23 protein-coding genes and 1 pseudogene are annotated in these 26606 nt (G+C 71.1%); 8 read left to right on the top strand and 16 right to left on the bottom strand.

Annotated features, from left to right (window positions below; translation table 11 throughout):
- Window positions 1-119: 119 nt before the first annotated feature.
- Together ACGF8A_RS20110 and ACGF8A_RS20105 are read left to right on the top strand one after the other, a co-directional pair.
- Complete coding sequence (locus ACGF8A_RS20110) at window positions 120-815, top strand: transglycosylase SLT domain-containing protein (RefSeq protein ID WP_393109946.1); 696 nt, start codon at window positions 120-122, stop codon at window positions 813-815.
- Window positions 816-951: 136 nt separating this feature from the next.
- Complete coding sequence (locus ACGF8A_RS20105; protein ID WP_393109944.1) at window positions 952-2283, top strand: AI-2E family transporter; 1332 nt, start codon at window positions 952-954, stop codon at window positions 2281-2283.
- Between the two features lie 63 nt (window positions 2284-2346).
- On the opposite strand, the gene ACGF8A_RS20100 is transcribed toward ACGF8A_RS20105, so the two are convergent.
- Both ACGF8A_RS20100 and ACGF8A_RS20095 read right to left on the bottom strand, forming a co-directional pair.
- A complete protein-coding gene (locus ACGF8A_RS20100; RefSeq protein WP_393109942.1) occupies window positions 2347-2880 on the bottom strand; it encodes an alkyl hydroperoxide reductase in 534 nt (177 codons plus the stop codon).
- 7 nt (window positions 2881-2887) lie between these two features.
- Window positions 2888-3442: a peroxiredoxin gene (locus ACGF8A_RS20095; protein WP_393109940.1), complete on the bottom strand. Its 555-nt coding sequence runs from the start codon at window positions 3440-3442 to the stop codon at window positions 2888-2890.
- Window positions 3443-3581: 139 nt separating this feature from the next.
- Between ACGF8A_RS20095 and ACGF8A_RS20090 the strand changes: the two genes are divergently transcribed.
- Window positions 3582-4538: a LysR substrate-binding domain-containing protein gene (locus tag ACGF8A_RS20090; protein WP_393109938.1), complete on the top strand. Its 957-nt coding sequence runs from the start codon at window positions 3582-3584 to the stop codon at window positions 4536-4538.
- A gap of 6 nt (window positions 4539-4544) precedes the next feature.
- Here ACGF8A_RS20090 and ACGF8A_RS20085 read toward each other — a convergent pair whose 3' ends face one another.
- The 5 genes from ACGF8A_RS20085 to ACGF8A_RS20065 all read right to left on the bottom strand — a co-directional run bounded on the left by ACGF8A_RS20085 (window position 4545) and on the right by ACGF8A_RS20065 (window position 9362).
- Entirely contained in the window at window positions 4545-6875 is a 2331-nt protein-coding gene (locus ACGF8A_RS20085) for an ABC transporter permease (protein ID WP_393109936.1), read from the bottom strand.
- Window positions 6872-7558, bottom strand: a complete 687-nt coding sequence (locus tag ACGF8A_RS20080) for an ABC transporter ATP-binding protein (RefSeq protein WP_393109933.1) — start codon at window positions 7556-7558, stop codon at window positions 6872-6874. Before ACGF8A_RS20080 ends, ACGF8A_RS20085 begins: the two co-directional genes overlap by 4 nt.
- Window positions 7555-8079, bottom strand: a complete 525-nt coding sequence (locus tag ACGF8A_RS20075; protein WP_393109931.1) for a PadR family transcriptional regulator — start codon at window positions 8077-8079, stop codon at window positions 7555-7557. The genes ACGF8A_RS20080 and ACGF8A_RS20075 overlap by 4 nt, the downstream gene beginning before the upstream one ends.
- 105 nt (window positions 8080-8184) lie before the next feature.
- On the bottom strand, window positions 8185-8430 hold the full coding sequence (locus ACGF8A_RS20070; RefSeq protein WP_393109929.1) for a hypothetical protein: 246 nt from the start codon (window positions 8428-8430) through the stop codon (window positions 8185-8187).
- Window positions 8427-9362, bottom strand: a complete 936-nt coding sequence (locus ACGF8A_RS20065) for an SPFH domain-containing protein (RefSeq protein WP_393109927.1) — start codon at window positions 9360-9362, stop codon at window positions 8427-8429. The genes ACGF8A_RS20070 and ACGF8A_RS20065 overlap by 4 nt, the downstream gene beginning before the upstream one ends.
- A gap of 232 nt (window positions 9363-9594) precedes the next feature.
- Here ACGF8A_RS20065 and ACGF8A_RS20060 point away from each other — a divergent pair, with 232 nt between their 5' ends.
- Window positions 9595-11946 carry a transglycosylase domain-containing protein gene (locus tag ACGF8A_RS20060; protein WP_393109925.1) on the top strand — a complete coding sequence of 784 codons (2352 nt, stop codon included), beginning with the start codon at window positions 9595-9597 and terminating at the stop codon, window positions 11944-11946.
- A 123-nt stretch (window positions 11947-12069) separates the two neighbouring features.
- On the opposite strand, the gene ACGF8A_RS20055 is transcribed toward ACGF8A_RS20060, so the two are convergent.
- The 4 genes from ACGF8A_RS20055 to ACGF8A_RS20040 form a co-directional block, all read right to left on the bottom strand.
- Window positions 12070-14136, bottom strand: a complete 2067-nt coding sequence (locus ACGF8A_RS20055) for a SpoIIE family protein phosphatase (RefSeq protein WP_393109923.1) — start codon at window positions 14134-14136, stop codon at window positions 12070-12072.
- A gap of 290 nt (window positions 14137-14426) precedes the next feature.
- Window positions 14427-15119, bottom strand: coding sequence for a DUF402 domain-containing protein (locus ACGF8A_RS20050; RefSeq protein WP_393109921.1), 693 nt, complete (start codon window positions 15117-15119; stop codon window positions 14427-14429).
- Between the two features lie 82 nt (window positions 15120-15201).
- Window positions 15202-16587, bottom strand: coding sequence for a class II fumarate hydratase (locus ACGF8A_RS20045; protein WP_393109919.1), 1386 nt, complete (start codon window positions 16585-16587; stop codon window positions 15202-15204).
- 324 nt (window positions 16588-16911) lie between these two features.
- Window positions 16912-18582: a fumarate hydratase gene (locus tag ACGF8A_RS20040; protein ID WP_393109917.1), complete on the bottom strand. Its 1671-nt coding sequence runs from the start codon at window positions 18580-18582 to the stop codon at window positions 16912-16914.
- A 162-nt stretch (window positions 18583-18744) separates the two neighbouring features.
- On the opposite strand from ACGF8A_RS20040, the gene ACGF8A_RS20035 reads away from it, so the two are divergent.
- Together ACGF8A_RS20035 and ACGF8A_RS20030 are read left to right on the top strand one after the other, a co-directional pair.
- Window positions 18745-19428 carry a DUF1707 domain-containing protein gene (locus ACGF8A_RS20035; RefSeq protein ID WP_393109915.1) on the top strand — a complete coding sequence of 228 codons (684 nt, stop codon included), beginning with the start codon at window positions 18745-18747 and terminating at the stop codon, window positions 19426-19428.
- A gap of 173 nt (window positions 19429-19601) precedes the next feature.
- Complete coding sequence (locus ACGF8A_RS20030; protein ID WP_393109913.1) at window positions 19602-19979, top strand: WhiB family transcriptional regulator; 378 nt, start codon at window positions 19602-19604, stop codon at window positions 19977-19979.
- A 320-nt stretch (window positions 19980-20299) separates the two neighbouring features.
- On the opposite strand, the gene glpX is transcribed toward ACGF8A_RS20030, so the two are convergent.
- Complete coding sequence (gene glpX, locus ACGF8A_RS20025; RefSeq protein WP_365450980.1) at window positions 20300-21331, bottom strand: class II fructose-bisphosphatase; 1032 nt, start codon at window positions 21329-21331, stop codon at window positions 20300-20302.
- Between the two features lie 126 nt (window positions 21332-21457).
- Here glpX and ACGF8A_RS20020 point away from each other — a divergent pair, with 126 nt between their 5' ends.
- Window positions 21458-21994: a DUF4245 domain-containing protein gene (locus tag ACGF8A_RS20020; RefSeq protein WP_393109910.1), complete on the top strand. Its 537-nt coding sequence runs from the start codon at window positions 21458-21460 to the stop codon at window positions 21992-21994.
- Between the two features lie 73 nt (window positions 21995-22067).
- On the opposite strand, the gene ACGF8A_RS20015 is transcribed toward ACGF8A_RS20020, so the two are convergent.
- The 4 genes and pseudogenes from ACGF8A_RS20015 to ACGF8A_RS20000 form a co-directional block, all read right to left on the bottom strand.
- Window positions 22068-22661, bottom strand: a complete 594-nt coding sequence (locus ACGF8A_RS20015) for a malonic semialdehyde reductase (RefSeq protein ID WP_393109908.1) — start codon at window positions 22659-22661, stop codon at window positions 22068-22070.
- A gap of 155 nt (window positions 22662-22816) precedes the next feature.
- On the bottom strand, window positions 22817-23059 hold the full coding sequence (locus tag ACGF8A_RS20010; RefSeq protein ID WP_393109906.1) for an exodeoxyribonuclease VII small subunit: 243 nt from the start codon (window positions 23057-23059) through the stop codon (window positions 22817-22819).
- Between the two features lie 9 nt (window positions 23060-23068).
- A complete protein-coding gene (gene xseA, locus ACGF8A_RS20005; RefSeq protein ID WP_393109904.1) occupies window positions 23069-24277 on the bottom strand; it encodes an exodeoxyribonuclease VII large subunit in 1209 nt (402 codons plus the stop codon).
- Between the two features lie 42 nt (window positions 24278-24319).
- Window positions 24320-25486, bottom strand: a pseudogene (locus tag ACGF8A_RS20000) (APC family permease).
- A gap of 78 nt (window positions 25487-25564) precedes the next feature.
- Here ACGF8A_RS20000 and ACGF8A_RS19995 point away from each other — a divergent pair.
- Window positions 25565-26584, top strand: coding sequence for a 4-hydroxy-3-methylbut-2-enyl diphosphate reductase (locus ACGF8A_RS19995; protein WP_393109902.1), 1020 nt, complete (start codon window positions 25565-25567; stop codon window positions 26582-26584).
- The last annotated feature ends 22 nt before the right edge of the window (window positions 26585-26606 follow it).

Below are 26606 nucleotides of genomic sequence, written 5' to 3'. Positions count from 1 at the left end.
CCTGCAGGAGTTGCCCACCGGGCCCGCGCCTTCCGTGACCCGCAGTTGGGGAGGCCAGTGCCAGGGGCACGATTGCGTCCGCCAGGGTCACCGAGCGGGCGATGCTGGAAGGAAACCGTGTGAGCCGGATTTCGGTCCGGGGATTCGCAGTGGCCTCGGCCACCGCGGTCACCGCTGTCGGAAGCGTCGTCGGCGTTGCCTCGGGCAGCACCGCGCAGACCAATGACGCCGAGGCGGCGGCAACCGACCTGACGCTCCTCGCGGACATACCCGCGGGCCAGCAGGCCCAGGTGCAGACCGCGTCCCTGACGCAGCAGGCCGACGTTCAGGCCATCGCGGCGGACGCGAGCGCCAAGAAGGACGCCGAGGAGGCCGCGCGCAAGGCGGCCGCCGAGACCGCGATCGCGAAGAAGGAGGCCGCCGAGAAGGCGGCCCAGGAAGCCAAGGAGCGCGAGGAGGCGGAGGAGGCGGCCAGCCGTTCCGCCGCCCGGGACGCGTCCAGCTTCGCCGTCCAGAGCTCGTACACCATCTCCGAGATCCAGTCGATGGCTGCCGCGATGGTGCCGGGCGACCAGTTCCAGTGCTTCAGCAACATCGTGGACCACGAGTCCGACTGGAACTACCGGGCGGTCAACCCCTCCTCCGGTGCGTACGGCCTCTTCCAGGCGCTGCCCGCCTCCAAGATGTCCTCCGTCGGCGCCGACTGGCAGACCAACCCGGCCACCCAGATCAAGTGGGGCCTGAACTACATGAACGACCGCTACGGCAGCCCTTGCGGCGCCTGGTCGTTCTGGCAGGCCAACCACTGGTACTGAGCCCCCGGTCGGGCAACGTCCCACTCAACTTCCCCGAGCCCCTCGCCGTCCTTCGGTGGGGGGCTTCGGCCATGTACGGTCTGACGGGACGACTCCGGGGGGAGTGGTGGGGACAGCTGGGGGAAAGGGACGGATCATGTCGCGAGTGCCAGGGTGGCTCGGTCGGGTCGGCACCCGGCTGACCGAGACGGGGCAACGGTGGGAGGCACGCCGGGCCGAGGCGGAACGGGCTCATGGCGAGCCGGAGCCGGAGCCGGAGCCCGAGGAGCCGGACGGCACGACGGGCTCCCCCTCCTACGTTCGTGACGCCCCGGTCGTCCCCCGTCCCGACCCGGCGCAGGCCGTGCCGTGGGGCGTGCGGGTGGCGGCGGAGGCCGGATGGCGGCTGCTGGTGCTCGCGGGCACGCTGTGGGTGCTGATGCGGATCATCAGCGCCGTGCAGCTGGTCGTGCTGGCCTTCGTGGCGGCGCTGCTCATCACGGCGGCGCTCCAGCCGACGGTGGCGCGGCTGCGGCGCCACGGGGTGCCGCGCGGACCGGCGACGGCGATCACCGCGATCCTCGGGTTCGTGGTGATCGGCCTGATCGGATGGTTCGTGACCTGGCAGGTCATGGAGAACATCGACACCCTCTCCGACCAGGTGCAGGACGGCATCGACGAGTTGCGGCGGTGGCTGCTCGACAGTCCCTTCCATGTCACGGACAAGCAGATCAATGACATCGCCGAGAACCTGCGGGAGGCGGTCGGGGCGAACACCGACCAGATCACCACCGCGGGCCTGGAGGGTGTCACCGTCGTCGTCGAGACGCTGACCGGGATCCTGCTCGCGGTGTTCTCGACGCTGTTCCTGCTCTACGACGGGCGGCGGATCTGGGAGTGGACGCTGAAGCTGGTGCCCGCGGCGGCGCGCCCCGGGGTGGCCGGCGCCGGGCCCAGAGCCTGGCGGACGCTCACGGCGTACGTGCGGGGCACGGTGATAGTCGCTCTGATCGACGCGATCTTCATCGGCCTCGGCATCTACTTCCTCGATGTGCCGATGGCCGTGCCGCTCGCGGTGTTCATCTTCCTCGGGGCGTTCATCCCGCTGGTCGGCGCGGTGATCTCCGGAGCGCTGGCGGTCGTGGTGGCGCTGGTGACGCAGGGCGTCTTCACCGCCGTGATGACACTGGTCGTGGTGCTCGCCGTGCAGCAGATCGAGGGCCACATCCTGCAGCCGTTCATCCTCGGCCGGGCGGTGCGGGTACATCCGCTTGCGGTGGTGATGTCGGTCGCGGCGGGCGGCATGGTGGCGGGCATCGGCGGCGCGGTGGTGGCGGTGCCGCTGGTGGCCGTCACCAACACCGTCGTCGGCTATCTGCGCGCGTTCTCCCACGAGCGGGCCCTGCGTCAGTCCCCGCGCCCCCATGGCGCCACCGCGTCGGACGCCGCCCCGGCCCCGCCCACGAACCCTCCCGGCCCGGCGGGCTGAGACACGACGCCGAGGCCCCGCCCACCGGTCGGTGGACGGGGCCTCGGCACACGGTCCGCAGGACTACTCGGCGAGCGCCGCCTCGGCGTCCAGCGTGACCGCCACCGCCTGGACGACGGACGCGATCTTGAAGGACTCCTGGATGACCTCGCGTTCGACGCCGGCCTTGCGCAGCACCTGCTCGTGGGAGTCGAGGCACATGCCGCAGCCGTTGATGGCGGAGACGGCGAAGGACCAGAGCTCGAAGTCGACCTTGTCCACGCCGGGGTTGCCGATGACGTTCATCCGCAGGCCCGCGCGCAGGGTGCCGTACTCGTGGTCGGACAGCAGGTGACGCGTCCGGTAGAAGACGTTGTTCATCGCCATGACGGCAGCGGCGGCCTTGGCCGCCGGGTACGCCTCCGGCGACAGCGCCGCCTTCGCCTCCGGCTCCAGCTCACGCAGCACGATCGGGGAGCGGGAGGCGATGGCGGTGGCCAGCACCGTGCCCCACAGCTGCTGGGCGGGCAGGTCGGAGTTGCCGATGACCGAACCCAGGTTGAGCTTCAGGTCCTTGGCGTAGTCCGGGATACGGGACTTCAGGCTGTCGAGGGACATGCGCGGATCACTCCCCGGCGAGCAGGGCGACCGGGTCCAGGGTGTCCTCGCCCTTGCTCCAGTTGCACGGGCACAGCTCGTCCGTCTGGAGCGCGTCGAGGACCCGCAGGACCTCCTTGGGGTTACGGCCGACGGAACCGGCGGTCACCATGGTGAACTGGATCTCGTTGTTCTGGTCGACGATGAAGACCGCGCGCTTGGCGAAGCCCTCCTCGTCCTCGATGCCGAGGTCGCGCATCAGCTCGTGCTTGGCGTCGGCCATCATCGGGAACGGCAGGTCCCGCAGGTCGTCGTGGTCCTTGCGCCAGGCGTGGTGCACGAACTCGGAGTCACCGGAGAAGCCGAGGACCTGCGCGTCACGGTCGGCGAACTCGTCGTTCAGCTTGCCGAAGGCGGCGATCTCGGTCGGGCACACGAAGGTGAAGTCCTTGGGCCAGGCGAAGATCACCTTCCACTTGCCCTCGTAGGTCTTGTGGTTGATCTTCTCGAACTCCCTGCCCTTCTCCAGCGAGACGCAGGCGGTCAGTTCGAACTCCGGGAACTTGTCACCGACAGTGAGCACTAGCTCTCCTTGCAGCACAGCAAGAAACACCCGCTTGTGGCGAGTGTTTCCCTTGGGTTGGACGAGGCCGATCCTGGCACAACGTGCATTGATACGGGAAATAGCTACACTCGGTCGGGTTGATCGGAGGCAGCTATCAGTGACCGTTGGTAACACGAGCAGGAGGCGGCAGCCCAGCCTCGCGCAGCTGCGCGCCTTCGCGGCCGTCGCCGAGCATCTGCACTTCCGCGACGCCGCCGCCGCGATCGGCATGAGCCAGCCCGCCCTCTCCGGCGCCGTCTCCGCGCTGGAGGAGGTCCTCGGCGTCACGCTCCTCGAGCGTACGACCCGCAAGGTGCTGCTCTCGCCCGCCGGCGAGCGGCTGGCCCTGCGGGCCAAGGCGGTGCTGGGTGAGGTGGGGGCGCTGATGGAGGAGGCCGAGGCCGTGCGGGCGCCCTTCACGGGCGCGCTGCGGCTCGGCGTGATCCCGACCGTCGCGCCCTACCTGCTGCCGACCGTCCTGCGGCTCGTCCACGACCGCTACCCGCACCTCGACCTCCAGGTGCACGAGGAGCAGACCGCCAGCCTGCTCGACGGGCTCACCTCGGGGCGGCTCGACCTGCTGCTGCTCGCCGTGCCCCTCGGGGTCCCGGGGGTCAGCGAACTTCCCCTTTTCGACGAGGACTTCGTCCTGGTCACGCCGCTCGACCACTGGCTCGGCGGACGCGAGGGCATTCCCCGGGAGGCGCTCAAGGAGCTCAATCTGCTGCTGCTCGACGAGGGGCACTGTCTACGCGACCAGGCCCTCGACATCTGCCGGGAGGCCGGGCGCGAGAACGCGCCGGTCACCACCACGGCAGCCGGGCTGTCCACCCTCGTCCAGCTCGTCGCCGGTGGTCTGGGCTGCACCCTGCTGCCCCGTACCGCCGTCAAGGTGGAGACCAGCCGCAGCAACCAGTTGCTCACCGGGTACTTCTCCGACCCCGCGCCGACCCGCCGGATCGCGCTGGCGATGCGGACGGGCGCGGCGCGCGGCGCGGAGTACGAGGAGCTGGCGGCCGCACTGCGCGCGGCACTGCGGCCGCTTCCCGTACGGGTGCTGGACCGGGGCAACTGACGGTGGCTACTCGGTGCGCAGGCCCTCCGGGCGCATCAGCCGCAGCAGCGGCGGCAGGCTGAGCAGCGTGACGACGAGGACGACGCCGGCGCCGATGCCGACCATCGACAGCACGCTCGCCCAGTCCACGCTCACCCCGGTCGCCGTCATCTTCAGCAGCACCGCGCCCAGGGTGAGACCCACCAGCGAGGCGAGGGCGAGGCCGAGAGCGATCGGGATCGCCGTCTGCCACAGCACCGACAGGCTCAGCGTGCGGCGCCGGGTGCCGAAGGCGACCAGGGCCGACAGCAGCTTGCGGCGTTCGCGCAGCTGCTCCAGCTGGGAGACGAGCAGGCTCGCGCCGATCAGGGCCAGCACACAGGCGGCGCCGACGAACAGGCCGGTGCGGACGGAGTCGTAGCGCTCGGAGCGCTGGCTGGACACCCACAGCATGGGCTCGGCCAGTGGGTCGATGGCCGCCGCCGTGTTGCGCACCAGGTCGTAGACATCCGGTACCGCCTCGTCGAGCCCGAGGTACACCTGGCCGCTGAAGGTCTCCGCGGCCGCCGCGGGCATCGCCTTCGGGGTCACGAGGAGGCCGCCGCGGTCGGTGCCGGTCATGTCGACGACCGCCTCCGCCCGCTGCACGGCGGGCAGCGTCCAGGGGATCTCCGCGCCCTCGTCCTCGCCCTCGTGGGTGGGATCGAAGTACAGCGTGCGGCCGGGCTCGGCCAGACCGGCGGTGTGGGTGTCGTACTCGGCGCCGGATATGGCGAACACGTCGCCGTCGCGGCACGACGGCAGCTTCGCCACCTCCCGCAGCGAGGCGCAGTCGCCGACCGTCACCTGGGAGGTGAACTCGGGGTCCTCGGGCTTCTCGCTGACATAGCCCTCCGAGTACGCGTACACCTTGCGCACGCCCTCGGTCTGCCGGAAGTCCGCCGCGGCCCGCGCCAGCGGCATGCCCTCGGGCACGGTCACCTGCATCTGGGCGCGGGTCTCGTCGTACGGGGTCGCCTTCGTGAAGTCGTCGTCCACCCCGGCGAACAGCATCTGCAGCGCGATCGCGCCGGCCACCGCCACGGCGATGCCGTTGACCGTGCGGGCCGCGCTGCCGCTGCTCAGCTGGAGCCGGCGGACGGCCAGTTGCCAGGAGACCGAGCCGGCGCCGAGCCGGGCGACGACCGTCTCCACGATCCACGGCAGCAGCGCGGTCACGCCGATGAGCAGCAGCATCACACCGCCGACGACCAGGTACTGGTTGAAGTCGCCCCCGTCATTGCCCTGCCCGGTCATCGGGGCGAGCATCGCCAGGCCGGCGATCGGCGGCAGCAGCCGCCACCACAGCCTGCGGCGGCTCGGCCTGGCGGTGCGGACCACGCCGAGCGGCTCGATGACCACACCGCGCAGCGCGAGAAGGGTGACCAGGACTGCGGCCGCCGGGACCACGACCGCGACCAGCGCGGCGAGGGCGGGGGAGGGGTTGAGGTAGCCCGGGAAGACGCTGATCCCGAACACCTCGGCCTGTCCCGCGATCTGGCGTCCGATCAGGAAGAAGCCGGTGCCGAGGACCAGGCCCAGCACGGACCCGGCGAGCGCCTCGCCCGCCGCGACCCGGCGGGTCATCCCGCTGTCGGAGCCCACCAGCCGCAGCGCCGCGAGCCGCCGGTCGCGTCCCTCGCCGCCGAACCGTACGGCCGCGGCGACGAAGACGCCCACCGGCATCAGCAGGACCACGAAGATGACCAGGACCAGCAGGATCAGCACCGGGTCCCAGGGGTCGGAGGTGCCCTGGACCGGTTCGCCGAACCGCTCGATCCGCACGACCCGCCCGTCGTCGACCCTGGACGCGAGGTCGTCGCCGCCCCGGTAGAAGGCGAGTTCGGCGGAACCGACCAGTCCGGGCTCGGCGATGGTGCCGACGATCCGGTCGGGGAGGCGTTCGCGGAGCAGCTTCCCCTCCGGTGACTCAAGGAGCGCCTTCAGCTTGGGGGAGACGACCATCTCGCCCACCGCGGGCATCCTGTCCACGCCGGGCGGCGACGGCGCCTTGGGGCCCTCCGGTTGCAGCTCGCGGCCGCGGACGTTCTCGTCGCGGAAGGTGGTGCCGACGTTGGCGACGAGCAGGGTGGCGTCCGTCCTCGGCGGCTCGGTCGAGCTGAAGGTGAAGTCGTTACGGGCCTGTCCGCGCTGGTCCCGGGCCTCCAGCGCGTTCGGGATCGCGGTGGTGAGCAGCAGCAGCGCCACGCCGAGCCCGACCCCGACCGCCGTGAGCACCGCGCGCACCCAGCCGCCCCGGCCGGTGAACGCGAACCCGACGCCCATGGCGAGGTCCCTGCACCACTGACGGACCCTCATACGACCCGCTCCATGTTCCGGGACTTTCCGTCCCGTACGACGATCTCGCGGTCGGACCAGGCGGCGACCCGCGCCTCGTGCGTGACCAGGACCACGGCAGCGTTGGTGGAGCGGGCCGCGTCCGTCAGCAGCTCCATCACGCGCTCGCCGTTGAGGGAGTCCAGCGCGCCGGTCGGCTCGTCGGCGAACAGCACGCGCGGGCCGGTGACCAGGGAACGGGCCACGGCGACGCGCTGGCCCTGGCCGCCGGAGACCTCGCCGGGCCGCTTCCTGCCGATGCCGTCGACCTCCAGGCGTTCCATCCAGGACAGCGCGGTGCGCTCGGCGGCCTTGCGGGAGGCGCCGTTCAGGCGCAGCGGCAGGGCCACGTTCTCCACGCAGGTGAGCTCGGGCACGAGCTGGCCGAACTGGAAGACGAAGCCGAACTCCGACCGCCGCAGCGCGCTTCGCTGGGCGTCGTTCATCGTGGCCGTCTCCCGGCCGTCGTAGCGGATCGAGCCCTTGTCGGGCGTGACGATGCCGGCGAGGCAGTGCAGCAGGGTGGACTTGCCGGAGCCGGAGGGGCCCATCACGGCGACCACCTCGCCCGGGTGGATGGAGAAGTCGGCGCCGTCCAGGGCGGTCGTGGGGCCGTACGTCTTGTGCAGGCCCTCGGCGGCGAGCAGGGAACCGGTGGGAGTCACTTCGCCACCACCTCCGCCAGCTTCTCGAGCCGTGCGGCGGTCAGTTCCAGCCAGCGCAGGTCGGCCTCCAGATGGAACAGCGCGTGGTCGCAGATCAGCTGGTCCGCGAGATCGCCCCTGCGCTTGCGGTCGGTGAGGATCCGCATCATGCGCAGGTGCTCGGAGCGCTGGGTGTCGAGGATGTCGGCGGCGTCGCGCCGGGTGAGCAGGGCGAGCACGACCTTGGTGTACAGGGTCGACTGGAGGTACGGCTCCGGCTTCTCCGGCGTCGCGAGCCACCGTTCGACGTCGGTGATGCCGGCGTCGGTGATCGCGTACCGCTTCCGCTCCGGCCCACCGCCCGGCTCGATGCCGTCGACCTCGACGAGGCCGTTCTTCAGCAGCCGGGACATCGTGGAGTAGACCTGGCCGTAGTGCAGGGGCCGGTCCTGACCGAACTTCTCGTCGAAGGCCCGCTTCAGGTCGTAGCCGTGGCGGGGGCCGGACTCCAGGAGCCCGAGGAGGGTGTGACCGATGGACATGCGGAGCACTCTACACACCGGGTATACGTCGGGTGTATACGCACGGTGTGTAGATCATGGAAAGGGGGGCGTCACCGCTGGTGAGGGCCGGTTGTCACGGTTCTGCTACTCCGGCGGGGACCCTCCGGGCGGCCGGCCGCGGCGGGGCAGCGGCCCCGCGTCGCCGGGCAGCCGGCCCGCGTCCTTGAGGGCCTTGCGGAGCAGGAACTCGATCTGCGCGTTGGCCGACCGCAGCTCGTCCGACGCCCAGCGGGCGAGCGACTCGTACACCGCCGGGTCCAGCCGCAGCAGCACCTGCTTGCGCTGCTGCTGCGGCCGCCGCTTCGAGGAAGCCTCGGAGGACTCGGTCACTGGTAGAGCGACCCGGTGTTGACGACGGGCTGGGTGGCCCGGTCGCCACACAGCACCACCATGAGGTTGGAGACCATCGCCGCCTTCCGTTCGGAGTCCAGCTCCACGATGTCCCGCTCGGTCAGCCGGGCCAGCGCCATCTCGACCATGCCGACCGCGCCGTCCACGATCTGCCGCCGGGCCGCGACGACCGCGCCGGCCTGCTGCCGCTGGAGCATCGCCGAGGCGATCTCGGGGGCGTAGGCGAGGTGCGTGAAGCGGGACTCGATGATCTGCACGCCGGCCGCCTCCACGCGCGCGCGCAGCTCGACGGCGAGCTTCTCGGTGATCTCCTCGGCGTTCTCGCGCAGGGAGAGACCGTCCTCCTCGTGGGAGTCGTAGGGGTACTCGATGGCGATGTGCCGCACGGCCGCCTCGGTCTGGGTGGAGACGAACTCGATGTAGTCGTCGACCTCGAACGAGGCCTGCGCGGTGTCCTCGACCTTCCACACCACGACCGCGGCGAGCTCTATCGGGTTGCCGTAGGCGTCGTTGACCTTCAGCACCGCGGTCTCGTGGTTGCGGACGCGGGTGGAGATCTTGGTGCGCGAGGTGAGCGGATTCACCCAGCGCAGGCCGTCCTGCCGGATCGTGCCCCGGTAGCGCCCGAAGAGCTGGACGACGCGGGCCTCGCCCGGCGCCACCATGTTCAGCCCGCACATCGCGACGAACGCGCAGAGGGCGGTCAGGATGCCGAGGACGATCAGCGCGGCCTTGGCGCCGGTCGCGGTGACGGTCGTGGCGGCCACCACCACGGCGACGCCGCCCAGCAGGCCGATCAGGCCCAGGAGCAGGGCGAGTCCGCCGCCGATGCTGTGCGCCTGGAACTCCCGGACGCGCGGGGCGGGCATCTCCGGGACGTCGGCCACGGCCGTCGAGTCGTGCGTGGACACTGGGGGTCCCCCGTTCTCTATCTTCGTTCTAGCTAAGTGCTAACACTTTACCCCGCTGCGGCAACCCCCACCCCTCTTCGGGCGTCGGTCCGTAGATGAGGCGTGCTGATTGTCACGTACCAAAAAGACCGAATCGGTCGGGCTTTGTCATAGAGAGCGGTGTTAGCTTTCTGAGCTGACCTGAGCCAGACACCCAAGTGACACCCGAGAGCGGAGCGGAGCGGACGGACTCATGGGACGAGCGGAAGACAGACGAGCGCGACAGCGCGGTGGCCACCGCGCCGCGCCGAAGAACCGCCGTTCGTCGCGCGCAGCGAGCCCGGCGGGCCCGGCCGGCCCCGGCCGCCGGCGGGGCCGGCCCGGCAAGTCCGGGAAGACCGGCATACGCCGGTTCTTCACCTGGAAGAAGATCCTCGGTACCTTCCTCGGCCTGTGCCTGCTCGGCATCGGCGGCTTCATCCTGCTGTACCTGCTCGTGCCGGTCCCCGAGGGCAACGCGGCGGCGAAGCAGCAGAGCAACGTCTACAAGTACGGCGACGGCAGGGTCCTGGCCCGCAGCGGCGAAGTCAACCGCGAACTCGTCGACCTGGCAAAGGTGCCCAAGGGCGTCCAGCGGACCTTCGTGGCCGCCGAGAACAAGACCTTCTACCAGGACAACGGCATCGACCTGAAGGGCACCGCCCGCGGCCTGGTCAACACGCTCAGCGGCAAGGGCGCGCAGGGCGGTTCGACGATCACCCAGCAGTACGTCAAGAACTACTACCTCAGCCAGGAACAGACGGTCACCCGAAAGCTCAAGGAGCTGGTGATCTCGCTGAAGGTGGACCGCCAGACGTCCAAGGACGACATCCTCGCCGGCTACATCAACACCAGCTACTACGGCCGCAACGCCTACGGCATCCAGGCCGCCGCACAGGCCTACTACCGCGTCGACGCCGACGAACTCACCGTCGAGCAGGGCGCGTACCTCGCCGCGCTGCTCCAGGCGCCGAGCCAGTACGACTGGGCGGTCGCCTCGGACACCGGCAAGAAACTGGTGAAGAACCGCTGGAAGTACGTCCTGGACAACATGGTCGAGGAGGGCTGGCTGAGCGCCGCCGAGCGCCAGGGCATGGAGTTCCCGGTGCCGAAGGCGCCGCAGGGCGCGCCCGAGTTGGAGGGCCAGACCGGCTACTGGGTCGACGCGGCCAACGCGGAGCTGGCCCGGCGACTGGTCGCCCAGGGGTCGGCGGAGAACCAGGACGACGCCCTCGCCATGGTCAAGCGCGGTGGCTGGACCCTGACGCTGAACATCGACAAGAACAAGCAGCGACAGCTGGAACAGGCCGCGCAGGAGCAGCTCGTCAGCAAGCTCGACCCGAAGAAGCGGAAGGTCGACGCGAACATCCAGCCCGGCGCCGTGTCCGTCGACCCGAAGACCGGCAAGGTCGTCGCGATGTACGGCGGCGAGGACTACTTCAAGCACTACACGAACAACGCGACCCGCCGCGACTACCAGCCTGCCTCCACGTTCAAGCCCGTGATCCTGGCCGCCGCCCTGGAGGAGGGGGCCGAGACCCAGGACGGCGAGCCGATCACCGCGAACACGGTCTACGACGGCGACAGCAGGCACCAGGTCATGGACAACGGCAGCAAGGTCGGCTTCGCCCCGCCGAACGAGGACGACGTCGACTACGGCGACGTCACCGTGCAGACCGCGATGAACAAGTCCGTCAACGCCGTCTTCGCACAGATGGGCGTCGACGTCGGCATGGACGACGTGATGGAGGTCGCCGGCAAGCTCGGCATGGACACCGAGGGCATGCAGGCGGTGCCGGCCCAGACGCTCGGCTCCATGGGCGCGAGCCCGCTGGAGATGGCCGGCATCTACGCCACCCTCGACAACCACGGCAAGAAGGTCACGCCCGCGATCCTGGCCTCGGCCGAACACAAGGACACGGTCGTCGAACTGCCGGACCCCATGGGCGAACAGGTCATCAGCCGCGAGGCCGCCGACACCGTCACCTCGGTGCTCACCGGCGTGGTCGACGACGGCACGGCCCGCACCTCCGTGCGGGACAACCCGGAGCGCGACGGGCAGCAGGTGGCCGGCAAGACCGGTACCTCCGACTTCGGCAGGTCCGCCTGGTTCACCGGCTACACCCCGGACCTGGTGACCTCGGTCGGCCTGTTCGGCCAGGACGCCAAGACCGGCAAGCAGGTGAACATGGCGGGCGCCACCGGCACCCTCCCGGGCAAGGGCCGCGTCAACGGCGGCGGATTCCCCGCCCAGATCTGGGCGGCGTACACCTTCGGTGTGATGGACGAGGTCAGCAAGTTCGACCTGGACACCACCCAGGGCGCGGCGGTGAGGCCGACGTACACCCCGCCCCCCAGCGACGAACCGACCACGCAGCCGCCCACGTCGGAGCCCCCCACATCGGCACCCCCGACGTCCGAGTCCCCGACCCGGACGCCGTCCCGGACGCCGAGCCAGACCCCCAGCCAGACGCCGAGCCAGACCCCGACGACCGAACCCCCGACGTCGACACCCACGGACGGGACGACACCGGACAACCCGCTCCTCCCGGACGACGAGCGATAGCGAAGGACGCCCGGCCGAAAGGCCGGGCGCCCTCAACTCGTCCAGGGACGCGGGGAACGGCGTCACAAGCCACCGACCAACCGCAGCCGCCGTGCGTCACCCAGCCGCACGGCGCAGCGCACCTCACCCGCGATTCAGCTCGAACCAGACGACCTTGCCGGTGCTGAGCCGCGTCGCCCCCCACCGCCGGGCCATCCGGTTCACCAGATACAGCCCACGCCCGCCCTCGTCCGTCGCGCGAGCCTGCCGCAGGCGAGGCAGCTGCGGCACGTCGTCACCCACCTCGCACCGCAGCACGTCCGTGCGCAGCAACCGCAGCGTCACCGGCCGCGACGCGTACCGGACGGCGTTCGTCACGACCTCACTGACCAGCAGCTCGACGGAGTCCGACAGTTCCTCCATACCCCATCGGGCGAGCGCCCGCCGGGCCAGCCGCCGGGCCTTGCCCGGCGCCATCTCCTCCGGCTCCAGGAACCAGTACGCCACGTCGCTCGGCGCGATCCCGTCGAACCGGGCGGCGAGCAGCGCGATGTCGTCGTCCCGGTCACCCGGCCCGAGCATGTCCAGCACCTCGTCGCACAGCGCTTCCAGCGGCGGCGGATGATCCGGCCCCGTGAGCTGAGCGGTCGCGGCCAGCTTCTCGCGCAGCTGCTCTATGCCGGTCCACACGTCCCGCAGCCGGGACTCGACCAGCCCGTCCGTGTACAGCAGCAGCGTCGCCCCGGCCGGCGCGTCCAGCTCCACGGCCTCGAAGTCGACGCCGCCCACGCCGATCGGCGCGCCCGCCGGGACCCGCAGCACCTCGGCCCGCCCGCCCAGATGCAGCAGCACCGGCGGCGGGTGGCCCGCGTTGGCGATGGTGATCCGGTGCGACACCGGGTCGTAGACCGCGTACAGGCAGGTCGCCATCCGGTCGGTGCCGAGCCGCTGGGCCTGCTCGTCGAGGTGGTGCAGGACCTCCTGCGGAGGCAGGTCGAGTCCCGCCAGGGTCTGCGCCGTCGTACGCAGCTGGCCCATGATCGCGGCGGACGTCATGGAGTGCCCCATGACATCACCGACGACGAGCGCCACCCGGCTGCCGGGCAGCGGGATGGCGTCGTACCAGTCGCCGCCGACCCGTGCGGTCTCCGCCGCCGGAAGGTAGCGGGAGGCCAGCCGGACGCCGGTGGGCTGCGGCAGGGTCTCGGGGAGCATGGTGCGCTGCAACTCGTCGGCGATGTACGCCTCCCGGCCGTACAGCACCGCCTTGTCGATGCCGAGCGCGCTGTGCGTGGCGAGCTGCGCGGCGATGAGCAGGTCGTCCGCCTCGAACGCCGTCCGTTCCGGGCGGCGCAGGAAGACCGCGGCACCGATGACGCGGCGCCTGCCCCGCAGCGGGGCGAGGATGGCCCGCTGGCCCGCGGGGATCACCGCCTCCCCGTTCTCACCGAGCAGTTCGGGCAGCGCGGCGCGGGCGGCGGGCGCGTCGGCGAACACGGGACGTACCCCGCGCAGCACCTCGGCGAGCGCGCCGCCCGGCCGCACCTCGCACAGCTCGGCGGTCGGCGAGGCCAGCTCCGCCGGCTCCAGATGGAACGTGGGCAGACCGCCGTCGGTGTCCCGCTCCTCCGGGATCCGGTCGGTGCGCCGCAGCCGCAGCACGACCGGCCCCGTGGGCCGCTCGTCGCCGACCGGCAGCGGGTCGCGCAGATAGACGAGGATCGCGTCGGAGAAGGTCGGCACGGTCGCCCGGCACAGCCCCATCACGATCTCGTCGAGGTCGATGCCGCGGGCGATCCGCCGGGTGGCCGCGCCCACGAACCGCAGCCGGTCGCCGTCCCGCCGCATCGGCGTGGGCCGGCCGAGCGGAGCCGGCTGTCCGGTACGGCGCTCCTGGCCACCGGGGCCGGAACGCTCCGGGTCGGTGCCGGGCTGCGCCGGGATGGCCTCCGGCGCGGGGCGCGGACGGTGGGTGTCGGGCTCGGCTGCGGCCGGCTGCGAGTGCTCGGGGCCGATGCCGTCCCCGGGCGTCACGGACGTGCCCGAGGGCGTCTCACCGGTGCTGCGGGCCTGAGCGGGTAAGGCGGCGGCACCGGGCGTCAGCGGGGCCGCCGGGGTACGCAGGAGCGCCCCGCGGGGATCCGCGGGGTCGATGCCCGCCTGGGGGCGCTCGAAAGAGGTCGGCTGCTCCGTCACGCGTGTCGAATCCATCCGTCCGGGGCCGTGCGCGCCTTGCATCGCGCGTGCAGTTCGTCCCGCAGAAGTCCCGATACCCGCAATACATGCCCCAGGAACGGAATTCCCGCGTGGTCAGAGGCTGTTCCTGTGCCACCGGCGGACCGGCCTCGGCCCGCACGGGTGTTGCCCTCGTAGCCCTCGCTCACGCCTTGCCGCCCCTCGGTGACATCCGGTCAAGCACACTGCGCGCCCCGTGAGTTGCCGCCGCGCGCCCCTTGCGGAGGACGATCCTACGTTTCCTGCCCGGGGGCGCAGCAAGGGTCTCATGAGGACACACGCGCAGGGATACGATCCCAGTCCTGCGGAAGTGAGGGTACGGCCCAGGCCGGATCCGGCCGCCAGTGCTGCCAGCCGTCGGCGAACGGCGGCCCCCACGCTCGGATCACCTCCACCGCGGCCCGGCCCGCGTCCCGGACCCGTTCGGCCTGCCCGGCGTCCATCAGACCGTCCCGCTGGGCCTGCGCGAACTCGTCCTCGTCCCGCCAGTGCCAACTGCGGTCCGGCTGCACGGAGATGTCGAGAAAGTGATCCTCGGAGTCCACCCCGCCGCCCCAACGCGCCAGCGGTTCCTCAAGGTTGACGTACCAGTTCTTGAACTGCCAGCCCGGGTCCCAGAACAGCCACACCGACCAGGGCTCACGGGGCCGGGCCAGCTTCAGCACGCCCGTGCCGAACCAGCGGTCGCGCTGCACCGTCCGTGGCTTGGTGTAGCGCGTCTGGAGGGGCTCCAGGTGCACCGGCGTCCCGTCGGCGAGCACCGGCCTGACACACTCCGTGCCCGGCGCCATCCACACGGCGAGCAGGTCGGCGTCGTCGCGCACGACGGTGACGGGGCGCGCGATGTGGAAGCGGTCGCCTGCGTTCTCCCGGTAGCGCCACAGGATGTGACTGCCCGGTGCCCAGAAGGCCGTAGCTCCGCCCGCTTCCACGCGTCTCACCGCTCCGTCGTCCGCCATGCACAGATATTAGGTGTCAACGGCATACGACGCTGCGGCGCGTGTCACGGTTCACGCGCCGGTGACCCCTACCGGCGGCCCGTCACGGACGCGTCATCCGCAGCACGTCCAGCGCCTCGTCGAGCTGCTCCACGGTGAGGTCCCCGCGCTCCACGTAGCCGCTCTCCAGCACGACCTGACGGATCGTCCTGCGCTCCGCCAGCGACTTCTTGGCGACCTTGGCGGCCTCCTCGTACCCGATGTACTTGTTCAGCGGTGTCACCACGGAGGGTGACGACTCGGCGTACTCCCGGGCCCGTTCCCGGTTGGCGGTGATGCCGTCCACGGTCCGGTCGGCGAGCAGCCGGGAGACGGACGCGAGCAGCCGGACGGACTCCAGCACGTTCTTCGCGATGACCGGGAGCATCACGTTCAGCTCGAAGTTGCCGGACGCGCCCGCCGTGGCGACCGTGGCGTCGTTGCCGACCACCTGCGCGCAGACCATGAGCACGGCCTCCGGGATGACCGGGTTGACCTTGCCCGGCATGATCGACGAACCGGGCTGGAGATCGGGCAGGTTGATCTCGCCGAGCCCCGTGCGCGGCCCGGACGCCATCCAGCGCAGATCGTTGGCGATCTTCGTCAGGCCGACCGCGATCGTACGCAGCTGGCCACTGGTCTCCACGATCCCGTCCCGGGCGCCCTGTGCCTCGAAGTGGTCGCGGGCCTCGGTGAGCGGCAGGCCGGTCGCACGGGCCACCTCCGCGATCACGGCCGCCGGGAAACCGGGCGGGGTGTTGATGCCGGTGCCGACCGCCGTGCCGCCGAGCGGCAGTTCGGCCAGCCGGGGGAGCGAGGCCTCCAGCCGCTCGATCCCGTAGCGCACCTGGGCGGCGTACCCACCGAACTCCTGCCCCAGCGTCACGGGCGTGGCGTCCATCAGATGGGTCCGCCCCGACTTCACCACGTCGGCGAACTCCGCCGCCTTGCGCTCCAGGGCCTCGGCGAGGTGCCGCAGCGCCGGGATCAGGTCACGCAGGACGGCGGCCGTGGCGGCGATGTGGAGAGAGGAGGGGAAGACGTCGTTGGACGACTGGGACGCGTTGACGTGGTCGTTGGGGTGGACGTCCCGGCCGAGCCGCTCGCTCGCGAGGGTCGCGACGACCTCGTTGGTGTTCATGTTGGACGAGGTGCCGGAGCCCGTCTGGAACACGTCCACCGGGAAGTGCTCGTCCCAGCGCCCCTCCGCGACCTCCCGCGCCGCCTCCTGGACGGCCTCGGCGATGTCCTTGTCGAGTACGCCGAGCTTGGCGTTGACGGCCGCGGCCGCGGCCTTGATGCGTGCCAGGGCCTCGATGTGCGCGCGCTCCAGCCGCTGCCCGGAGATCGGGAAGTTCTCCACGGCCCGCTGCGTCTGCGCCCGCCACTTCGCGTCGGCCGGGACCCTGACGTCGCCCATGGAGTCGTGTTCGATGCGGTATTCACTCATACCCGCTACAGCGATCTGCGGGGGCGCGATGTTCCGGGGCCCGGACCGAAAAGCGCCCGGACCCCGGCAACCGTCGGACCGGTCCGGGCCCACGCACCGGAATCGATGTGAACGTCGGGGCGGTGCCGAGTCGTGAAGACCGCGCTCGGCCCGTCGCCCGTCACGGAGCGTGCGGGAACGCGATCTCGCGGACGAAGGTGGAACTCATCGACGCCGAAGCGGCCCTTGACCGCCGGGAGGCCGACCACCTCGCCGGCCGCTTCGACGACAACGCCCCCGCCGGCCGGACCGGCGGGGGCGTGAGAAGCGTCTGGAGGCGCAGGCTCACGCCCGACGCACCGGGATGCTCGTGAACGTCGGCTGAGACAGTTCCTGCGGGCTGAAGAAGTCGTTGCCCTTGTCGTCCACCACGATGAACGCCGGGAAGTCCTCGACCTCGATCTTCCAGACGGCCTCCATGCCGAGCTCCTCGTATTCGACGACCTCGACCTTCTTGATGCAGTCCTGGGCGAGGCGGGCGGCGGGGCCGCCGATGGAGCCGAGGTAGAAGCCGCCGTGGGTACCGCAGGCGTCGGTGACCTGCTTGCTGCGGTTGCCCTTGGCCAGCATCACCTTGGAGCCGCCCGCAGCCTGGAACTGCTCCACGTAGGAGTCCATGCGGCCGGCCGTCGTCGGGCCGAAGGAGCCGGAGGCGTAGCCCTCGGGGGTCTTCGCCGGACCGGCGTAGTACACCGGGTGGTCCTTGAGGTACTGCGGCATGTCCTCGCCCGCGTCCAGCCGCTCCTTGATCTTGGCGTGCGCGATGTCGCGGGCCACGACCAGGGGGCCGGTGAGGGAGAGGCGGGTCTTGACCGGGTACTTGGTGAGTTCGGCGAGGATGTCGACCATCGGCTGGTTGAGGTCGATCCTCACGACGTCCCCGGCCTCGTCCAGCTGCTCGTCCGTGGTCTCCGGCAGGAACCGCGCCGGGTCGGTCTCCAGCTGCTCCAGGAAGACGCCCTCGGCGGTGATCTTCGCGACCGCCTGCCGGTCCGCCGAGCAGGAGACGGCGATGGCCACGGGGCAGGACGCGCCGTGCCGGGGGAGGCGTACGACGCGGACGTCGTGGCAGAAGTACTTGCCGCCGAACTGCGCGCCGATTCCGATCTTCTGGGTCAGCTCGAAGACCTTCTCCTCCAGCTCCTTGTCCCGGAAGCCGTGCCCGAGCGGCGAGCCCTCGGCGGGGATCTCGTCCAGGTAGTGCGCGGAGGCGTACTTCGCGGTCTTCAGCGCGTACTCGGCGCTGGTGCCGCCGACCACGATGGCCAGGTGGTACGGCGGGCAGGCGGCCGTACCCAGGGAACGGATCTTCTCCTCCAGGAACCTCATCATGGAGGCCTCGTTCAGGACGGCCTTCGTCTCCTGGTAGAGGAACGACTTGTTGGCGCTGCCGCCGCCCTTGGCCATGAAGAGGAACTTGTAGGCGCCGCCGTCGGTCGCGTACAGCTCGATCTGCGCGGGGAGGTTGGAGCCGGTGTTCTTCTCCTCCCACATGGTGAGCGGGGCCATCTGGGAGTAGCGGAGGTTCAGGTTCTGGTAGGCGTCGTGGATGCCCCGGCTCAGGGCCTCCTCGTCGCCGCCCGCCGTGAGCACGTTCTGGCCGCGCTTGCCCATGACGATCGCCGTACCGGTGTCCTGGCACATGGGCAGCACGCCCGCGGCGGCGATGTTGGCGTTCCTCAGCAGGTCCAGGGCGACGAACTTGTCGTTGCCGGAGGCCTCCGGGTCGTCGATGATCCGGCGCAGCTGGGCCAGGTGGGCCGGGCGCAGGTAGTGCTGGATGTCGTGGACGGCCTCCTCCGCGAGCTTGCGCAGCGCCTCCGGCTCGACCTTGAGGAACGTCCGCCCGTCGGCCTCGAAGGTGGAGACACCCTCGGAGGTCACCAGCCGGTACGGGGTGGTGTCCTCCCCCATGGGGAGCAGATCGGTGTACTCGAACTCAGGCATCGCGCCCATTCCTCACTCACGGCAGACAGCGGCTGGCATCCATTGGCAGCGTCCACCAGCGTAGGACGTGGCGCCGGCGGCGAGGTTGTGAGGTAAGGCTCAGTTCGAACGGCGGTTGCTCGCCCGGTCCCTGGGGTGTCGCGATCTATCGTGTTTGGGTACGCTGCTGTCGTGGACCTTCAGAAGCAGACCGCGGCCGACTCCGAGCTCCGCGCCTCCGACGCCGACCGCGACCACTTCGCGGACATCCTGCGCGACGCCATGGCCGAGGGCCGCCTCACCGCCGAGGAGCACGCCGAGCGAGTGGAGGGCGTCTACGGCGCCAGGACGGTCGGCGAACTGGAGCCGTACGTGCGGGACCTGCCCGGCGTGCACCAGGCCCGCGTCACTCCCGCGTACGCCGTCGTGCCGCGACGCCCCACGGCCGGCGCGATACCGGCGGACCCGGACGAGAACGTGGTCGCGGTGTTCAGCGCGGCGGTGCGCAAGGGCCGCTGGCGGGCGGGCCGCCGTATCCACGCGTACTCGGTCTTCGGCAGCGTCGAGATCGATCTGAGCGAGGCGGTCTTCGAGTACCAGCAGGTCGTCATCAAGGCCTGGTCCGTCTTCGGGAACGTCGAGGTCCGCGTGCCGCAGAACGTCTCGCTGCGCGGCTCCGGCGGCGGCGTCCTCGGCAACTTCGAGGTGGACAACCAGGACGCCGCCGATCCCGACGCGCCCGTCGTCTTCGTGGACGGCTGGGCCGTGCTCGGCAACATCGAGGCGCGGCCGAAGCGCGGGAAGCTCGTGGCGGACATCCTCGACCGCGTGCAGCGCAAGGTCGACAAGGGCCTGCGCGGGCATCTCGACCGTTGACGGGTGCGAAGTCGCCTCAGACCGAAGGTATTTGGCCGCTGTCCGGCCGTCCCGGACAGCGCATCCGTATGCCCTGATTCCGGTCGTTGGGGACTCCCTGCATAGGCGCGCGTACAGCGGGTAGACCTTGCTGCATCGTCTCTCGCTCGCGAAGCCGTCGTCAGGAGTAGACCGTGCTGCAACCGCCGCATTCGTCCCTGCAGGTAGCTGGCGTTCCGGCCCAGCGGGTGCCAGCGCGAGACAGGGACCAAGACGCCCCTTGGCACACGGAGGCCGTGTGCCGGCGCGACGAGGCCGGCCTGTTCTTCGCGCCCTCCAAGGAGCCCACCGCCGCCCGGCTCTCGCGCGAGGAGGCGGCCAAGCGCGTCTGCGCGCGCTGTCCCGTCATGGTCGAGTGCCGCGAACACGCACTCCTCCAGCCCGAGCCCTACGGCGTGTGGGGCGGCCTCACAGCCGCCGAACGCCGCGTCGTCCTGGCCCGGCGCCGCCGCCGGGAACTGGAACTGAAGAAGGCGGCCCGGGCGGACAGCCGCATAGCGGCGGCCGGCTGACCCCGGGCCACACGGACGAAGGCGCCCCCTCCGCACAGGGGGCGCCTTCGTCGTGCCGGTCACCCGGCGGGCAATGCGGGTGCGGGGCGATTCGCGCGTCGAGTCATGGCGACCCGGTGGCCGCCGGTGCGTCGAGTCATGGCGACCCGGTGGCCGCCGGTGCGTCGAGTCATGGCGACCCGGTGGCCGCCGGTGCCTCGAGTCATTGCGACCCGGTGGCCGCCGGAGCGCCCAGCCACGACGACCGCGGCCGCCGGGGCGCCGAGCCTCGTCGAAACCCCGGGCCGCCGGCGTGCCGCACCGCCCCGAGGATCAGGCCCCTACTTCGCCCGCTCGAAGTCGATCGCGCTGTACGCCCGCAACTTGCTCAGCCGGTGCTCGGAGTCGATCCTGCGCACGGTCCCCGACTTCGACCGCATCACGATGGAGTCCGTGGTGGCCGTCTCCGACCGGTAGCGCACCCCGCGCAGCAGCTCTCCGTCCGTGATGCCGGTGGCGACGAAGAAGACGTTCTCCCCGGTGACCAGATCCTCGGTCGTCAGCACCCGGTCCAGATCGTGCCCGGCGTCGATCGCCCGCTGCCGTTCCTCGTCGTCCTTGGGCCACAGCTTGCCCTGGATGGTGCCGCCGAGGCACTTCACGGCACAGGCCGAGATGATCCCCTCCGGCGTACCGCCGACGCCCAGCAGCAGGTCCACACCCGTGCCCTCGCGCAGCGCCAGGATCGACCCGGCCACATCGCCGTCGGAGATCAGCTTGATGCGCGCGCCCGTCTCGCGGACCTCCTCGATGAGCCGCTCGTGCCGCGGCCGGTCGAGGATGACGACGGTCACGTCCTCAGGCGCGGACCGCTTGGCCTTGGCGACCCGCCGGATGTTCACCGACACGGGCGCGTCGATGTCGACGAAGTCCGCCGCCTCGGGCCCGGTGACCAGCTTGTCCATGTAGAACACGGCCGAGGGGTCGAACATCGACCCGCGCTCCGCCGCCGCGAGTACCGCGATGGCGTTGGTCATGCCCTTCGCGGTGAGCGTCGTGCCGTCGATCGGATCGACGGCGATGTCGCACTCCGGCCCGGTCCCGTCACCGACCCGCTCCCCGTTGTAGAGCATCGGTGCCTCGTCCTTCTCGCCCTCCCCGATGACGACGACGCCGTTCATGGAGACGGTCGAGACGAGGGCGCGCATGGCGCGCACCGCGGCGCCGTCGGCGCCGTTCTTGTCCCCGCGGCCCACCCAGCGGCCCGCGGCCATCGCCGCGGCTTCGGTCACCCGGACCAGTTCCAGGGCGAGGTTGCGATCGGGGGCCTCGGAGGGCACATCGAGTTCGGACGGCAAGTGATGCTCGGTCATCGGAGCGCACCTTTCTGATACGACGACGGCCGGATGAGGGTTCGACAACGACTCTATCGTCAGATCGACAGAATGAGCAGAGCCCCCCACGGATGAGCGGCGGGGGTACCTGCGACGATAGGACGCGTGGCAGGTGCGAACGGCAAGCAGAACACGGTCCGGGACATGGTTCTCTCCCTGGGCCTGATCGTGCTGGTGGGATTGGTCATGTACCTCTTCATCCCGCACGACGACGACCAGGAACCGGACATCAAACGGGTCGACTACCGGGTGGAGCTGCTCACGGCACGGCGCGCCGCCGCCTATCCGGTGGCCGCGCCGCAGGGCCTGCCGCAGGCCTGGAAGCCGACGTCGGTCCGCTTCGACGGCCAGGAGCACGACTCCTGGCACCTCGGCTTCCACGCCCCCGACGGGGAGTACGTCACGCTGAAGCAGTCCATGGACAAGCGGATCCCGTTCATCGAGGACGCCACCCAGGGCGCGGAGGAGACGGAGGTCGCCGAGGAGATCGGCGGCCGTACGTGGATCCGCTACACGGGAGGCCGGTACGACGCGCTCGTCCTGTCGGAGGACGACGACGCCAAGGGCGCGACGACGGTGGTGGCCGGCACGGGCTCGTTCGAGCAGCTGGCCACGATGGCGAAGGCCCTGAGGACGTCGTGACCCCGTAGCCCACGCGACATGGGAAAAAGGCCCCGGTGTCGTACGCCGGGGGCCTCTCGCGTGCCGGGGTCGCTCACACGGTGGTGACGACGTCCTCGTAGGGCAGTCGCGGCGAGCGCGTCGCGGACCACGCGTCCGGGCCCGGGCGGCCGATGTTCACGACCATCAGCGGAGTGTGGTCGTCGTCCAGGAACTCCTTGCGCACGCCCTCGAAGTCCACGCCGGTCATCGGGCCGGCGGCCAGGCCGGCCGCGCGCACGCCGACGATGAAGTAGGCGGCCTGGAGGGCGGCGTTCAGACGGGCCGCACGCTCGCGGACCGGGCGCTCGGCGAAGAACGCGTCCTTGATCTGCGGGGCGTGCGGGAAGAGCTGCGGCAGCTCCTCGTGGAACTCGTTGTCCGCGGCGAGGATCGCGACCAGCGGGGCGGCGGCGGTCTTGGCCCGGTTGCCCGCGGACAGGTGCTGGACCAGGCGCTCACGGGCCTCGGGGGAGCGGACCAGCGTGATGCGCAGCGGTGACTGGTTGAAGGCGGTCGGGCCGTACTTGACCAGGTCGTAGATCGCCTGCACCTGCTCGTCGGTCACCGGCTCGTCGGTGAACGTGTTCGCGGTGCGGGCCTGACGGAAGAGCAGGTCCTGGGCGGCGGGGTCGAGAACGAGAGACATGCGTGATCTTTCTCGGTGCTGCGTCGAATCTGTGTAGTGTGCACGGATCCACTGACGTGCCGACGGTACGCCAGAGTAAATTCAACATTCAACCAAATGGGGCGCGCGGTGAGCGGCCTCACACCGCGCCGCAGGTCAGCCCCGCGCCGAGCCGCTCACTCCTGGTCGGTCCCCGCCCCGGCCCCACCCTGCGCCGTCTCCTCGGCCAGCGCCGCGTCCAGCCGGGCCCGCGCGCCCTCCAGCCACCGCCGGCACACCTTGGCCAGCTCCTCGCCGCGCTCCCACAGGGCGAGGGACTCCTCCAGCGTCGTACCGCCCGCCTCCAGCCGCCGTACGACCTCGATCAGCTCGTCCCGCGCCTGCTCGTAGCCCAGCGCCTCGTCCACCTTGCCGCTCATCCGCCCACCCTAAGCATCGACACGTACGGAGAACTCACCCTCGGCCACCCGCGCCCGCAGCCGCTCGTCCGCCGTCACCTCGTCCGGTGCGCGGACCACATGCCCGTCGGCCTTCTGCAGCACCGCGTACCCCCGCTTCAGGGTCGCCGCCGGCGAGAGGGCCACCACGCGCGCGTGCGTGTGCGTCAGCTCCGACTCGGCCCGGTCGAGATGGTGCCCCAGGCACCGCCGTCCGCGCTCGACCAGCGCCGCGACCTGTTCGGCCCGCTCGTCGATCATCCGGTGCGGGTCCTCCATCGACGGCCGCGCCAGCGCGTGCGCCAGTCCGCGCTCCTCCCGCTCGACGAACGCCGCCATGCACCGGCGCGCCCGGTCCCGCAGCTGCCGTACCCGCTCGAACTCCTCGCCGACGTCCGGTACGACCTTCTTCGCGGCGTCGGTGGGCGTGGAGGCCCGCAGGTCGGCGACGTGGTCCAGGAGCGGGTGGTCGGGCTCGTGGCCGATGGCCGACACCACGGGCGTACGGCAGGCGGCGACGGCCCGCACGAGCTGCTCGTCGGAGAACGGCAGCAGGTCCTCCACGCTGCCGCCACCCCGGGCCACGATGATCACGTCGACGTCCTGGATCTCGTCGAGCTCCTTCACCGCCTGCACGACCTGCGGCACGGCGTGCACTCCCTGCACGGGGACGTTGCGCACCTCGAACCGCACAGCCGGCCAGCGGTGCCGGGCGTTCTCCAGCACGTCCCGCTCCGCGGCCGAGGCCCGCCCGCACACCAGTCCGATCAGCTGCGGCAGGAACGGCAGCGGCCGCTTCCGCTCCGGCGCGAACAGCCCCTCGCCCGCCAGCTTCTTCTTCAGCTGCTCGAGACGCGCGAGCAGCTCCCCGACCCCCACGGGCCTTATCTCGGCGGCCCGCAGCGACAGCTGCCCCCGCGGCGCGTACCACTCCGGCTTCGCCAGGACGACTACCCGCGCGCCCTCGCTCACCACGTCGGCGACGGCGTCGAACACCTGCCGGTAGCAGGTGACGCCCACCGAGATGTCGTACGACGGGTCCCGCAGGGTCAGGAACACCACCCCCGCGCCGGGCCGCCGCGACAACTGGGTGATCTGCCCCTCGACCCAGACCGCGCCGAGCCTGTCGATCCACCCCCCGATGAGCCGCGACACCTCGCCGACGGGCAGGGGGGTTTCCGGGGACGTGTTGACTGCCATGCCGCGAGCGTAATGGGCGGCACCGACAAACCCGGCCCGTCCTCAGCGGCCGGACCGGCTCCGCCTGCCGCCCTGCCCCACCAGCACCACCACACCGGTCACCAGCCGCACCGCCCCCACCACCTGCGCGCTCCGCGGCGCGCCTTCACGATCACGGCGCTCGTGATCGCCGCCCCCAGCACCGGCACGCCGCCACCAGCTCACCGCACCGCCCCTGCGGCGTACCGCGAACAGCCCACCACGCGCGTGTGCAGCAGGGTGAAGGCCGTCAGGGCACCGACGTCGACCACCGGCACCAGCTGGTCCACACCGTCTTCCCGCCGGGCCGCCCACACCGCCACGACCATCGTGATCACCGCCGCGCACAGCAGCGCCACCCCCGGCGCCCCGGAGTCCGTCCTCGCCGCGGCCCTGGGCAGCCTCCCGTCCCGCCCCATCGCGAGCAGCAGCCGCCCGGCCGCGGCCTGCCCCGCCGGCGCCGCGAAGGCCGCGCCGGGCGCCTCGCTCGCGGCCACCAGATCGTGCAGCCAGGTCCCGGCGGAGGCGTCCACGGCGTCGTGGAAGGCCGATCCCCGCCTGGCCGGCTCTGCGGACGACACCGGCTCGAACAGGGCCACCGGATACGTCTGCGTGACGAACAGCACTCCGGCGAGACCGAGGCAGAGCAGCACGCCCGCGCCACCTGCCGCGAGCCGCCGGTCACCTCCTCGGTGAGCGCGAGGACGAGGAAGCCGACCCGGGCCGCCGCGCGGACACCCCACAGGTTCAGCAGCGTCGTCATCGCGACGGCCGGCGTCGTCCACACCCAGCTGAGACCTCCCGGACCAGCGCCTCCATGGCGATGCCGGAGAAGAGACAGGCGACCGCCGGGATCAGGAGGTGGTCCAGCATCGCCGTCCAGCCGGCGACGAAACCGGCCTCCCTGCCCAGCGCCACGCGCGCGTACGCGAACACGGAACCCGCCTGGGGACCGTCCGCAACCATCCGCGCGTAGCTGAATACGGTGAACGCCATCGCCACCGTGGCCACGACGTACACCAGTGCGACCGCCCCGTGCGACCGGGCGTCCAGGGTGCCGAAGAAGCCAACGGGGGCCTTCGGCGCGATGAACAGCGACCCGTGGACGACGTGGTGACGAAAGCCAAGCGCGCGCCGCAGGTGATGCTGTTCGTCCGCCCTGGTCGCCGCAGTGCCGGTCCGGGACGTCACAAGCCTGCGACGGTCGCGTAGGTTTCCCCAGGAACGTCACAGAGGCGCGATCTTTGACCCCCCGAACGCGGCCTTACGATGGGTGCCATGACTGCTTCGCCTGGCCGCCGTGTCCTGCTCGCCGCCCCCCGGGGCTACTGCGCGGGTGTGGACCGCGCCGTGATCGCCGTCGAGAAAGCCCTGGAGCAGTACGGCGCTCCGGTCTATGTCCGGCACGAGATCGTCCACAACAAGTACGTCGTCCAGACCCTGGAGAAGAAGGGCGCCATCTTCGTCGAGCAGACGGAGGAGGTCCCCCCGGGGAACATCGTGATGTTCTCGGCGCACGGCGTCGCCCCGGTCGTCCACGAGGAGGCCGAGCGCGGCAAGCTGGCCACCATCGACGCGACCTGCCCGCTGGTCACCAAGGTCCACAAGGAAGCCGTCCGCTTCGCGAACGAGGACTACGACATCCTCCTGATCGGCCACGAGGGCCACGAGGAGGTCATCGGCACCTCCGGAGAGGCCCCCGACCACATCCAGCTCGTCGACGGCCCCGGCGACGTGGCGAAGGTCGAGGTCCGCGACCCCTCCAAGGTCGTCTGGCTGTCCCAGACCACGCTGTCCGTCGACGAGACCATGGAGACCGTCGACGCCCTGAAGGAGAAGTTCCCGCAGCTGATCTCGCCGCCCAGCGACGACATCTGCTACGCCACCCAGAACCGCCAGCTCGCGGTGAAGCAGATGGGTGCCGAGGCCGAGCTCGTCATCGTCGTCGGCTCCCGCAACTCCTCCAACTCCAAGCGGCTCGTCGAAGTCGCGAAGCTCGCGGGCTCGCGCGCGGCGTACCTCGTGGACTTCGCCGACGAGATCGACGAGGCCTGGCTGGAGGGCGTCTCGACGGTCGGCGTGACCTCCGGCGCGTCCGTCCCCGAGGTGCTCGTCGAGCAGGTGCTGGAGTGGCTGTCCCTGCGCGGCTTCGAGGACGTCGAGATCGTCAAGGCGGCCGAGGAGTCCATCACCTTCTCGCTGCCCAAGGAACTCCGCCGTGACCTGCGCGAGGAGGCGGCGGAGCTGATCGCGCAGCGCAAGGCCGAAGTGGACTCCGGCGAGCGATGAGCGCGTGGCGAGCGAGCGGTGA

This window comes from Streptomyces sp. NPDC047706 (assembly GCF_043204795.1).
Taxonomy (GTDB): Bacteria; Actinomycetota; Actinomycetes; order Streptomycetales; family Streptomycetaceae; genus Streptomyces.
The sequence above is the reverse complement of the archived record's forward strand: the minus strand, read 5'-3'. Positions and strand labels throughout refer to the sequence as shown.